Here is a 12,361-nt window from a genome sequence, read left to right as displayed (position 1 = left end):
GAGCTTGCCGAACTTTAGCCGATCAGTTGCGCTTTAGGGGAAACCAGCTAGCGCAGAGGCATAAAAAAACCGACATTAGCGTGAGCCTCTGCCGGTCATTTATGGGCGTTTGGCGTTAGTTGCCGTATTTCGCCATAATCTCTTCACGCCGCTCTGGATCAATATTAACCTTGCTGAGATCTCCCTTGTAGTGATCCACCACGCGCTGATCCATCATGCCGAACCACCACGATGGGAAGTAGGCAGGTAGCAACATCGACGCATATCCGCCGGGCAGCTGTGGCGCATTTTCGAAATGGCGCAGGGCTTGGAAGCTGCGCGTTGGGTGAGCGTGGTGATCGCTATGGCGCTGCAACTGGTACAAGAACAAGTTGCTCACCACTTCATTGCTGTTCCAGCTGTGCTCCGGCAGCGTGCGTTCGTACTTGCCGTTTTCATTCTGTGCGCGCTTCAGGCCGTAATGCTCGATGTAGTTAATCACTTCCAGCAGCGAAGCACCGTAGGCAGCCTGACCCACTAAGAAGGGGATGGCACGTGGGCCACCAACGAGGGTCGCCGCACCGAAGAAACCGGCGCTCATGGCCCAGCCTTGCAGTAACTCGTTCTCTAAGCACCAGAAGCTCTTGCCCTTGCGCTCCAGACGGCGCTTCTCGATCTCATAAGCGGACTTGAAGCCGCCGATGACGGTACGCGGCAGGAACTTCCAGAAGCTCTCGCCCATCCGGCTGCTGGCAGGATCTTCCGGCGTGGCGACGCGCTTGTGATGGCCGAACGGGTGCTCAACCGCGAAGTGCGTGTAGCCCGTGGGGGCCAAGGCCAGCATGGAGAAGAACCGATCGAGCTTGTCATGCTTGTGCGACAACTCGTGGCCGGTGTTGATGGCAATACCATTGACTGCACCCACGGTCAGGGTCAGACCGAGATAGTCCGTGAGCGGCATGTCCTTGCGACGACCGACTAGCCAGGTGGCCAAGAAGGTGGTGGCGTACTGAGCCGGAATAAACGCCTTCACAATGGCTTGATAATACTTGTCGTTTTCCAGCTTCTCGATCATGTCCTCCGGCGGATTGCTGGTGTCAGTGCCGATCAGACGATCCAATGCCGGAATAATGCCATGTACCAGGGCCGGACCCGCCCAGGACAAGCCGCGCAGCGTCTTCGGCGCAACGGCATAGGCGGAAACGGCCGCCAAGCCAATCACCGGCAGTGCCGGGCTGAGTAGCCAGAGATAGCGCTTAGGGTCTTTCCAGTCGGGCTTGGCAGATTCGTTCTGCGCCGTTTGCGCGTTCAGGTGTTCGGTTACGGTGGCGTTCATGGGCTTATCCAGCGGTCAGTTGACTGTGGGGTCATTATCAACAGATCGCGTGGCGGCAATAACTGCAAAAAGCCGCTTTTATCTCTTAAAACGCCGGTATGCCATGAATGTGTGTGACATCGGTCGATGTCACGATTAGCGACAGAGACTGCGTGGTCTAGTGCTTGAGTTCCTGGGAGATTACCCCTCCTGCTCCAATAACGCCAGCATCGCCTGCGCCGCCCGCGACAGCGCGCGCCTCGGGTGATGCACCACGCCCAGGTCACGACTCAGCGCCACGCCTTGCACCGGCACGGCCACCACCTCGGCATCGCACATGCTGGCCGGCAGCACACCCCAGCCGAGACCGATGGACACCATCATCTTGATCGTCTCCAGATAATTGGTGACCAGGCTCACGTTCAGCGTCAGGCCCTCGCGCTGGAACATCTGTTCGGCGATCTGGCGGGTGAAGGTCGAGGATGACGGCAGGATGGCGGAGTAGGGGGCTAGATCAGCGGCGGCAATGCCAGCGCGTTGCTTCTGAGCGCGCAACGCCAGCGGATGCCCGGCGGCGACCACAAAGGCCAGCGGGTCGGGCCAGATCACTTTTGCCACCAGGCGGTCATCCGGCGCTGGCGGCAGCGTCACGATGCCCAGCTCCAGCTCGCCGGAGAGCACGGCGTCGTAAGCCTGTTCGGAGTCAATGAAGCGGATGTCCAGCCGCACCTGCGGATGCGCGGTGCTGAACGCGCGCAGCGCCGGCGGCAGGCGGTGCAAGCCGATGTGATGGCTGGTGCCGACCGTCAGCGTGCCGGTGAGCTGGCCGGTCGCGGCTTCGGAGTAGTCGCTGACTAGGCGGCGCATGTCGTCGAGCTCGTGCAGCCATTGCCGGGCGCGGGGCAGCAGGGCGCGACCGGCCTCGGTCAGCGTCACACGGCGGCCGACACGGTCAAACAAGGGCGCATCCAGCTGTTCTTCCAGTACCTGGATGCGCTTGGTCACGGCGGGTTGTGTCAGGTGCAGCGTTTCCGCGGCCTTCGAGAAGGATTCGTGGCGGGCCACTTCAATGAAGGCCTTGAGAACGGCGGTATCCATGGGTCAGGACTCCATCAGCCAAGCGGTCTTGGCGTAGTAGCGAACGCCGGGCAGATCCTTGAAATGGGCATCGCAGGTGAGCAGTTCGGCACCTTGATCGCGGGCGGTCGCATAGATGATGGCATCGGCCGTACTTAAGCCATGTTCGCGATGCAGGTCTGCAGCCAGCAGCGCGATACGGCTGTCGAGATTGATGACGACGCAAGTCATGCTGAAGGCAATGACTTGATCGGCGCGCGTTTCGCCCAACTCTCGGGTCAGCCATTTGTTCAACTCAAGTTGCACGATGCTGGGTACCAGCCAGTCTGCTTCAGCGGGCAGGTCAGCGGCGAGCTGTTTGCCGGTTGGCGAGTCAAGCAGCCATTCAATCCAGGCCGATGTGTCAACGACGCGCATCAATAGCGATCCTGCCGGTCACGGAAGTTGTCTGGGTTGGCCCCGCGCGCGATGCCTTGCAGGGTGTTGCGTGCTGGCACCGGCATGACGAGCACGCCAGCGCCCTTGGGAATGAACACGAACTCCTGGCCCGCCTGCCACTGCTGTTGTTCTCGCACGGCCTTGGGGATAGAGATTTGAAATTTGCTGGACAGCGTGGCGGTTGCAGCCATTTTCGTACCTTTTGTATGTCGATGCTAATTTTGTAAGATTACGCCGCTGACAATCTATCAGCAAGCGCCTCTGAAACCTTCTGTGCGTGTGCTGAAGCTGGGGGTGGAGAATTGGGTGAATGGTTGAGGCCATATATTCTATTAAGTAATTTATAATATAAAAACTATAAATTGGATTTATCTAAAGCATCACATTAATCTTGCCTCATCCGAAATCCCCCATTGCCTGTGTAGTGGGGCGTGATCTGCTAAGGAGGCTGTGATGGCCGGCAAGACCCTGTACGACAAGTTGTGGGATGACCACCTCGTGACCCAGCGCGATGATGGCTCCTGCCTCATTTATATCGATCGTCAATTGCTGCACGAAGTGACCTCGCCGCAGGCCTTCGACGGCCTTCGCCTGGCCGGACGCAAGCCCTGGCGCATCGACGCCAATGTCGCCACGCCGGACCACAACGTGCCGACCGACCGCGAAGAGCGCGCCGGTGGCGTCGCTGCCATCGCCGACGAGACCTCGCGTATCCAGGTGCAGACGCTGGACGACAACTGTCGCGATTTCGGCGTGGTCGAGTTCACCATCAATGATGTGCGCCAGGGCATCGTGCACGTGGTCGGCCCGGAGCAGGGTCTGACGCTGCCGGGCATGACCGTGGTCTGCGGTGATTCACACACCGCTACCCATGGCGCCTTCGCTTGCCTCGCGCACGGCATCGGCACGTCGGAGGTCGAGCACGTGCTCGCCACGCAATGCCTGATTCAGAAGAAATCGAAGAACATGCTCGTCCGTGTGGACGGCGTGCTCGGTGCCGGCGTGACACCCAAGGACGTCGTGCTCGCCATCATCGGTCAGATCGGCACCGCCGGCGGTAATGGCCATGCCATCGAGTTCGGCGGTCAGGTCTTCCGTGACATGAGCATGGAAGGCCGCATGACGGTCTGCAACATGGCCATCGAAGCCGGCGCCCGTGTGGGTATGGTTGCCGCCGACGACAAGACCATCGCGTATTTCGAGGGCAAGCCCTTTGCGCCGACCGGCGAGCAGTGGAATGCCGCGGTGGCCTACTGGCAAACCCTGCACTCCGATGCCGACGCCGTGTTCGACACCGTTGTGGTTATGGATGGCGCGGCCATCGAGCCGCAGGTGAGCTGGGGTACCAGCCCGGAGATGGTGGTTCCGGTCACCGCCACGGTGCCGACGCTGGACGACGCCGAAGATGCCGTCGAGCGCAGTTCCTTCGAGCGCGCTTATCAGTACATGGGCCTCAAGGCCGGGCAGAAGATCACCGACATCCAGCTCGATCGCGTGTTCATCGGCTCCTGCACCAACTCGCGCATCGAGGATTTGCGCGCAGCCGCTGTCGTCGCCAAGGGCCGCAAAGTCGCCAGCACCATCAAGCAGGCTATGGTGGTGCCGGGTTCGGGTCTGGTGAAGCAGCAGGCCGAAGCCGAAGGGCTGGACAAGATTTTCTTGGATGCCGGCTTCCAGTGGCGCGAGCCCGGTTGCTCGATGTGTTTGGCGATGAATGCCGACAAGCTGGGCTCGGGCGAGCACTGCGCATCTACATCCAATCGCAATTTCGAGGGTCGCCAGGGCAACGGCGGTCGTACTCACCTGGTCAGCCCGGCGATGGCAGCGGCGGCAGCGATTGCCGGCCACTTTGTCGACGTGCGTACGTTCTGAGGCAGGCCCCGGGCCAGAGGAGATAAATCATGCAGAAATTTACGGTGGTGAAGGGCATCGCAGCCCCGTTAGATCGCGCCAATGTTGATACCGACCAGATCATCCCGAAGCAGTTCCTGAAGTCGATCAAGCGCATCGGCTTCGGCGTGAACCTGTTCGATGAGTGGCGCTATCTGGACGAGGGTTATCCCGGTCAGGATTGCTCGACGCGTCCGCTGAATACCGAGTTCGTGCTCAATCAGCCGCGCTACCAAGGCGCTAGCGTGCTGTTGGCGCGACAGAATTTCGGTTGTGGGTCGTCGCGCGAGCATGCGCCGTGGGCGCTGGATGAGTACGGTTTCCGTGCCGTGATCGCGTCGAGCTATGCCGACATTTTCTTCAACAACTGCTTCAAGAACGGCATGTTGCCGGTGATTCTTGAGGAAGCGCAGGTCGATCAGCTCTTCCGCGAATGCTTCGCGACGGAAGGCTACGAGATCACAGTCGATCTGGAAAAGCGTCAGGTCATTACGCCCAGCGGCGAGGCCTTCGGCTTCGAGGTCGATGACTTCCGCCGTCACTGCCTGCTCAACGGTCTCGATGACATTGGCCTGACTTTGCAAGATGGTGATGCCATTAAGGCGTTTGAAAGCAAGGCTCAGCTGGCCCGTCCGTGGGTCTTTAATAGCTTGCATCGCGCTTGAACAAACCAATTTAAGAGATTGATTTAGATGACTAAACATATTGTTATTCTGGCCGGTGACGGCATCGGCCCGGAAATCATGGCAGAAGCCGAGAAAGTGCTGGCCAAGGTCAACGACCAGTTTGGCCTGGGCCTGAGCTGGAGCCACGAGCTACTCGGCGGCTGCGCCATCGACACGCATGGCGTGCCGCTGCCGGACGTCACGCTGGATGCCGCCCGCAAGGCCGATGCCATTCTGCTCGGTGCCGTCGGCGGCCCGAAGTGGGACCAGATCGAGCGTGCTATCCGCCCGGAGCGTGGCCTGCTGAAGATCCGTTCCGAGCTGAACCTGTTCGCCAACCTGCGCCCGGCCATTCTGTATCCGCAGCTGGCGCATGCGTCGTCGCTGAAGACCGAGCTGGTTGCCGGCCTCGACATCCTCATCGTGCGTGAGCTGACTGGCGGCATCTATTTCGGTCAGCCACGCGGCATCCGCATTCTCGAGAATGGCGAGCGTCAGGGCTACAACACCGATGTTTACAGCGAGTCCGAGATCCGCCGCATCGCGCATGTCGCTTTCCAGCTCGCGCAGCAGCGCAACAAGAAGCTGCTCTCGGTGGACAAGGCCAATGTGCTGGAAGTCACCGAGCTGTGGAAGCAGGTCGTGACCGAGATCGCGCCGGAATACCCGGATGTCGAGCTCTCGCACATGTATGTGGATAACGCCGCGATGCAGCTGGTGCGCCGCCCCAAGCAGTTCGATGTGATTGTGACCGGCAACCTGTTCGGCGACATTCTCTCCGACGAAGCGGCCATGCTCACCGGCTCCATCGGCATGCTGCCGTCGGCGTCGCTGGATGAGTTTAAGAAGGGCATGTACGAGCCTTGCCACGGTTCCGCGCCGGACATCGCCGGCAAGGGCGTGGCGAATCCATTGGCCACTATTTTGTCGGTGGCGATGATGCTGCGTTACACCTTCAAGGCCGATGCTGCGGCTAAGGCCATTGAGGATGCCGTCGGTCGCGTGCTCGATCAGGGCCTGCGTACCCCCGATATTTACAGCGAAGGCACGACCCAGGTTGGCACGCAAGCCATGGGCGAAGCGGTCGTTGCCGCGCTTTAACTAGCGCTGCGCTTTAACAAATTCTCAGGAGAACGAACATGAAAGTAGGTCTGATCGGTTGGCGTGGCATGGTGGGTTCGGTGCTGATGCAGCGCATGGTGGAAGAAAATGATTTCGCCGTGATTGATCCGGTGTACTTCACCACCTCGAATCCGGGCGCTGCGGCGCCGGCCTTCGGTGGCAAGGCCGGCGGCGCTCATGCAGGTGTTCTGCAGGACGCCCACAGCATCGACGCTCTGAAGGCGATGGACACCATCATCAGCTGCCAGGGCGGCGATTACACCACCGAGATCTTCCCGAAGCTGCGTGCAGCCGGTTGGAACGGTTACTGGATCGACGCGGCGTCGACACTGCGTATGGAAGATGACGCGGTGATTATTCTCGACCCCGTTAATGGCGGCCTGATCGAATCTGCGCTGGCCAAGGGCGTGAAGAACTTCATCGGCGGCAACTGCACCAACTCCATTCTGCTCATGGGCGTGGGTGGGCTATTCCGCGAAGGTCTGGTCGAGTGGGTCAGCTCCATGACGTATCAGGCGGCATCGGGCGGTGGTGCCAACCACATGCGCGAACTGCTTAAGGGCATGGGTGTGATCAACGCTGCTGTCGCAGACGAGCTGGCCACACCGGCTTCAGCGATTCTGGATATCGACCGCAAGGTAGCGCAGACCATCCGCAACGATGTGCCGCGTGAGTTCTTCGGTGCGCCGCTGGCGGGCGGTCTGATCCCGTGGATCGACAAGCAGCTCGACAACGGCCAGTCCAAGGAAGAGTGGAAGGGTCAGGCCGAGGTTAACAAGATCCTCGGGACCGACGCCGTGATTCCGGTGGATGGCCTCTGCGTGCGCATCGGCGCGATGCGCTGCCACAGCCTGGCGCTGACCCTGAAGCTGAACAAGGATCTGCCGCTGAGCGAAATCGAAAGCATCATCCAGTCCGGTAACGATTGGGTGAAGTGGGTGCCGAACGATCGCGACATCACCGTCAACGAGCTGACCCCGGCGAGCATCACCGGCGGCCTCAAGATCGGCGTTGGCCGTGTTCGCAAGCTCAACATGGGCCCGCAATATATCTCGGCTTTCGTGATCGGTGACCAGTTGCTCTGGGGCGCGGCAGAACCGCTGCGTCGTATGCTGCGCATTCTGCTCGCTCGCGGAACGGCAGCCTGATGGGCGCTATTACGCAGTCCCTGGGTCTGTTTGGCGTGACCGGTGAACTCGGTCGCGCATTCTTTGATGCGCTGGAAGAGCAGGGGGCTTTTGTGGGCCGCCTGCGTCTTTTTGCTAGCGCGCGCTCCAACGAAGAGAGTCGTGTCTTTCGCGACAAGCCGCTGGCCGTGGAAGAGGCCGATACGGCTGATTTCGATGACCTTAACGAAGCCATCCTTGCCGTGCCCGCCGATGTGGCAGACGAGCTGGCCGGTCGCTTGCTGGCACGCGGTGTGCGTGTTTGGGATGCCAGTGGCAGCCTGCGCTCGCACCCGCAAGCCGTGAGTCTGGCCGAAGCCGGCCCGGACAGTCTGCTAATTGTGCTCGATGAGCCGCTGGTCAATATCCTGTCGCCGCTGGTGCAAAAGCTGAATGCAGCATCGCCGCTGCAGCGCCTAGAAGTGACGGTGCTGGCACCGGTTTCGGCGCGCGGTCAGAAGGGTGTTCGTGAGCTGGCACGCCAGACTGGTGAGTTGCTCAACGGTCGTGGCATTACGGTAGAGACCTGGCCGCAGCAGATCGCCTTCAATGTGCTGTCTGCAGATGGCAGTTTCGAGCCGGCGACGGGTACGCTGCGCGAGCGCCGCTTGCTGGCTTCGCTGCAAAAGCAACTGCCGGGCACGGTGGTGCGCGTACGTCAGTTTATCGTGCCGGTGTTTTACGGTGCCGTGATGGACTTGCGCTGGACGCATGCTGATGCGCTGAGTCGTGCAGATGTGCTGACCATTTGCGAGTCGGTGGATCACCTGCAAGTGCATGAAGATCGCGATGGCGAGACACTGCCGACGCCGGTCAGCCAAGGGGTGGCGAACTTCACCGGCACCTTGTCGCGCCTGCAAGTCGAGGCGCAAGACGCCATGGCCTGCGTGCTCGCCGACCCGCTACGCGTCGGGATTGTGCAGCCGCTCTTGGCAACGCTCATGGTTCAGGGTTAACTCAGCGCAGCAAATAGTCGGTTGGCGCGGATAGCGTCATGGGAGCGGGGATGAACAATCGCATCGTGTCATGGGCAGCAGTAGCTTGCTTAAGTGCCTACAGCTGCTCCGCTTATGCGGTGGCACTGGGTGAAATGCGCGTGCTGTCTGCGCTGGGCGAACCACTGAAAATTCAGCTGGTACTCAGTGACTTGGGCGCAGTGGCAGCGAGCGATACGCGTGTCATCCTTGCACCCGCCGAAGACTACAGCCGCCTTGGCCTGATCCCACCGGTGGGATCCGATCAGTGGCAAGTGCTCATGCAAAACACGGGTTCAGTGACGGCGGTGATCTCTGGTGTGGAGCCACAGCAAGAGGCCAACCTGAATTTCTTGGTGCAATTGATCTGGCCTGGCAATATTCGCGTTCAGCAGGTGACCGCAGTTTTACTGCCGGAAATGACCCCGGCAGCGCCCGCCCTCGCTGAAGCCCCTCAGTTAGCAGAAACCCTAGCCACCACTGACCTCACGGCACCCGGCACCGCGACGTTAACGGTCGATAGCGTAGCGCCGACCTTGCCGCCACCCGTAGAGCCCGCACCGGGCGCGAAAGCCTTTGTTGATCCAATTGAGCAAATTGCGGCGGAGCCGGTTTCAGGCCGGGTGAAGGCGGGAGATACCTTAACGGGCTTGGCGAAAGCGTGGCCGTTACCGCAGGCATCGCTGGAACAAAAGCAGCAATTGCTGGCGGAAAGTAATCCTCGAATTTTCGTTGATGGCAACATTAACCAGCTCAAACGCGGTGCCTTGCTGCGCTACCCCTTATCCACCGGCTTAACGCTGCCCGGGCCTGAGCAAGCGCGCGAATGGCTGGCGGCAAGACAGGCAGCGGCAAATAATCAAACCCATGCGCCCTTAGATCAGCCCGCGCTTTCAGCTGCGCCTGCAACCTCAGCCACAGAAGGCAGCGAGGAAGTGACGCTGACGCTCATCAGCCCAAAAGCGGCAGATTCGACGGAAGCTGCGCAAGCGGAAGCACTGATTGCCGATGAGCTGGCCCAATTAGCGACACAGAAAAATACGTTACTAGCCGAGCGAGCAGCGCTGCAGGCGGAATTGGCGGATCTGGAAAACGCAGGTCAGGATAAAGATGCGCGCTTAAAGGTCTTGGATGCCAAGCTGGCCCAGCTTAATGCCGTCAAGCCCAGTGCTGAACCCATGACCACTGCGCCGAAAGAGCCTGCGGCTGAAAGTAGTATTCGCCCGAGTTGGGTGGCAGCGGCCGTCGGTTTTTTTATCGCCCTGCTGATTATTCTGCGTCGTCGTGCGGCGGCGGCTAGCAATGCCGCACTCGTTGCTCGGGCAGCACCTATCGTACCGGTGGCCAATGATTACGTGGCGTTCGAGCCCCTTGAGTCGCTGCCAACACCACCGTGGACGGCGGCACATTCCGCACCGGAACCAGAGGTGTCGCCATTTATTGAGCCTGAGCAGGTCGGTATGAATGTGCCGATTGAAGCCGAGGCTGAGGTTGAGGCTGAGGCAGAGTACGACTTCATGAGTGATGCTGAGTCAGCGGCCTTGCAAACCCGTTTAGATTTAGCCCAAGCCTATATCGACATGCAGGAAACTGATCTGGCGAAAGAGTTGCTGCAAACCGTCATCACCCGAGGCAGTGCCGAGCAACAAACACTGGCCAAGCAAATACTCGATAGTTTGAGCTAATCGTGTCTGAAATGATTACGCCGCCCAGCACGCGCTGGGCGATAGGCGTTGAGTTTGATGGTCGAGCTTTTCGCGGTTGGCAAACACAGCAAGCAGGTGTTGTCAGCGTCCAAGAAACCTTGGAAACAGCCATATCCCGCGTCGCCAATCATCCCATTACCTTGCATGGCGCTGGTCGTACGGATGCCGGGGTGCATGGCTCGGGCATGGTCGCGCATTTTGATAGCAGCGCAATTCGCAACGAGCGCAACTGGCTCATGGGCATTAACACGCTGTTACCCGAAACCGTTGCAGTACGCTGGATTCAGCCCATAACCGGCGATTTTCATGCGCGCTTCAAGGCCATTGCACGACGCTATCACTACTTTGTCTATAACCACCCGCGACGCTCTGCGCTGCTGGCGGGGCGAGCGACGTGGCATCACGCGGCTCTGGATGTCTCGCGTATGCAAGCGGCAGCGAATGCCTTGGTCGGGGTGCATGACTTTAGTGCCTACCGTGCCGTTGCGTGTCAGTCCAAGCGCCCGGTGCGGGATGTGCATTTCCTGAACTTAAGTCGGCGCGGTGAATTGATCCGCCTAGATATTCAGGCGGATGGCTTCTTGCATCATATGGTGCGCAACATCATGGGCGTGCTGCTGGCTGTGGGTGATGGCCGTGCCGATGTGGAGTGGGCGGCGCAAGTGCTGGCTTCCCGCGACAGAACTCAGGCGGGCATCACAGCGCCGCCGGATGGTCTCTATTTTGTCGATGCACATTATCCGCCGGAGTTTCAGTTGCCGCGTGGCCCTATTGGGCCGATTTGGGCTGCCGCTTGGTCGGAATAACGCCATTCTTAACCAGATATGTTGGTTTTAAGTAAAAATGCATCTTGGCAGCTGCGAGTGAAAACGCTTTACTCAGCAGCACTGCAAGACACTGATAATGAGGATAAAGTCATGCCCCGCACTCGCTTCACTCGCGCACCCCACGCCCTTGCTCTGGCCTTGATGATGGCTACCGTTTCTACGCCTGCACTGGCGGTCTCTGTCAATGACATGGTGGTGTGGTCAGCAACGAATCAGCCCCTGCGTATGGACATCGAGTTGGTCGATCTTCAGGGTGCAAATTTGCGTGATCTGAGCGTATCCGTAGCGTCCAGTGCAGAACATACCCGAGTGGGTTTGTCGCGCCCAGACTGGGCCGATAACGTGCGCTTCAAAATCATTGCCTTGCCCTCTGGCAAAGTTATTGCGCGTGCCACCTCGAGTACCGCTGTGGAGGGCGACTTTGTCAGCTTCATGGTGTCGATCCGAGCGGCCGGCATTGGTCAGCTTCAGCAAGTGGCCTCGAAAGTATCCAGCGATGGCGCTGAGCCTTTGGCTCCCGCACAGGCAGCTGCCGTGGCCCCTCGCAGCGAGCCAAGTCAGGTTGCAGCGGCTGCATTTACCGATAAACCCGCCGCAAAACCGGCCGTAAAGCCCGTTGCGAAACCTGCGGCAGCACCAGTAGCTGCACCCAAGGCGGCTCCTAAGCCTGTCGCCGCACCGGCTCCCGTTGTCGCTGCTCCGGTTGCGGTCCAGCCCAGCCCAGAGCCAGCTGAGCTGGTGGCTGCTGCCGAAGCCGATAACGCCGAAGTTTTAGCGGATGTGGGTGCTGAACCCACGCTGGAGTCTTTGCAGTCTGAGCGCACTCAGATGCTGCAGCAGATTACCGATTTGCAGACGCGAGTCACTGAGCTCGATCAGCAGATCTCCGCCCTTAATCCTGAAGCTATGCCTGAAAGTGAGACACCCACAGCACTCGCCGAAACAGGGACCTCGCCCGCAGAACTGGACGAGGCGGCAAAGACGAAGCTGCTGGGATACAGCTATTTCTCGAATGTGCTGCTGGTATTTTTAGGCTTGTTTTTGACGGGTATGTTTATCACTGAGCGTATCAGCGCCCGCAAGCGTTAATTTCGCTGGGTAAAGTCGGGCTAAGGCACGACAAACCTCGCACAAAAGGCAGTGTCTGGTGCAACTTCACCTGACGCTGCCTTTTGCCTTTGCTACACTCGATTTCTGTTAAA

At 59.6% G+C, this 12,361-nt stretch carries 12 protein-coding genes; 8 read left to right on the top strand and 4 right to left on the bottom strand.

Annotation, left to right across the window (positions count from 1 at the left end; genetic code table 11):
* Positions 1-115 precede the first annotated feature (115 nt).
* The 4 genes from AC14IB_RS02700 to AC14IB_RS02685 all read right to left on the bottom strand — a co-directional run bounded on the left by AC14IB_RS02700 (position 116) and on the right by AC14IB_RS02685 (position 3,000).
* On the bottom strand, positions 116-1,315 hold the full coding sequence (locus tag AC14IB_RS02700; protein ID WP_484230437.1) for an alkane 1-monooxygenase: 1,200 nt from the start codon (positions 1,313-1,315) through the stop codon (positions 116-118).
* A gap of 180 nt (positions 1,316-1,495) precedes the next feature.
* Complete coding sequence (locus AC14IB_RS02695; protein ID WP_484230436.1) at positions 1,496-2,392, bottom strand: LysR family transcriptional regulator; 897 nt, start codon at positions 2,390-2,392, stop codon at positions 1,496-1,498.
* 3 nt (positions 2,393-2,395) lie between these two features.
* The gene (locus AC14IB_RS02690) at positions 2,396-2,788 is read right to left on the bottom strand and encodes a PIN domain-containing protein (protein WP_484230435.1); all 393 of its coding nucleotides are present in this window, start codon (positions 2,786-2,788) and stop codon (positions 2,396-2,398) included.
* Positions 2,788-3,000, bottom strand: coding sequence for an AbrB/MazE/SpoVT family DNA-binding domain-containing protein (locus AC14IB_RS02685; protein ID WP_484230434.1), 213 nt, complete (start codon positions 2,998-3,000; stop codon positions 2,788-2,790). The genes AC14IB_RS02690 and AC14IB_RS02685 overlap by 1 nt, the downstream gene beginning before the upstream one ends.
* Before the next feature lie 262 nt (positions 3,001-3,262).
* On the opposite strand from AC14IB_RS02685, the gene leuC reads away from it, so the two are divergent.
* The 8 genes from leuC to AC14IB_RS02645 all read left to right on the top strand — a co-directional run bounded on the left by leuC (position 3,263) and on the right by AC14IB_RS02645 (position 12,248).
* Entirely contained in the window at positions 3,263-4,681 is a 1,419-nt protein-coding gene (gene leuC, locus AC14IB_RS02680) for a 3-isopropylmalate dehydratase large subunit (RefSeq protein ID WP_484230433.1), read from the top strand.
* 29 nt (positions 4,682-4,710) lie between these two features.
* Positions 4,711-5,364, top strand: a complete 654-nt coding sequence (gene leuD, locus AC14IB_RS02675; RefSeq protein ID WP_484230432.1) for a 3-isopropylmalate dehydratase small subunit — start codon at positions 4,711-4,713, stop codon at positions 5,362-5,364.
* Between the two features lie 27 nt (positions 5,365-5,391).
* Positions 5,392-6,465 carry a 3-isopropylmalate dehydrogenase gene (gene leuB / locus AC14IB_RS02670; protein WP_484230431.1) on the top strand — a complete coding sequence of 358 codons (1,074 nt, stop codon included), beginning with the start codon at positions 5,392-5,394 and terminating at the stop codon, positions 6,463-6,465.
* A gap of 38 nt (positions 6,466-6,503) precedes the next feature.
* Positions 6,504-7,634: an aspartate-semialdehyde dehydrogenase gene (gene asd / locus AC14IB_RS02665; protein ID WP_484230430.1), complete on the top strand. Its 1,131-nt coding sequence runs from the start codon at positions 6,504-6,506 to the stop codon at positions 7,632-7,634.
* Positions 7,634-8,608, top strand: coding sequence for an Asd/ArgC dimerization domain-containing protein (locus AC14IB_RS02660; protein ID WP_484230429.1), 975 nt, complete (start codon positions 7,634-7,636; stop codon positions 8,606-8,608). The genes asd and AC14IB_RS02660 overlap by 1 nt, the downstream gene beginning before the upstream one ends.
* A gap of 50 nt (positions 8,609-8,658) precedes the next feature.
* On the top strand, positions 8,659-10,311 hold the full coding sequence (locus AC14IB_RS02655) for a FimV/HubP family polar landmark protein (RefSeq protein ID WP_484230428.1): 1,653 nt from the start codon (positions 8,659-8,661) through the stop codon (positions 10,309-10,311).
* 11 nt (positions 10,312-10,322) lie between these two features.
* Positions 10,323-11,138, top strand: coding sequence for a tRNA pseudouridine(38-40) synthase TruA (truA, locus tag AC14IB_RS02650; protein ID WP_484230498.1), 816 nt, complete (start codon positions 10,323-10,325; stop codon positions 11,136-11,138).
* A 111-nt stretch (positions 11,139-11,249) separates the two neighbouring features.
* On the top strand, positions 11,250-12,248 hold the full coding sequence (locus AC14IB_RS02645; RefSeq protein ID WP_157686323.1) for a FimV/HubP-related protein: 999 nt from the start codon (positions 11,250-11,252) through the stop codon (positions 12,246-12,248).
* Positions 12,249-12,361 lie beyond the last annotated feature (113 nt).

The sequence above is a fragment of the Perlucidibaca sp. genome, from assembly GCF_057084925.1.
Note: the sequence above shows the minus strand (reverse complement) of the source record. Positions and strands in the feature narration are given on the sequence as shown.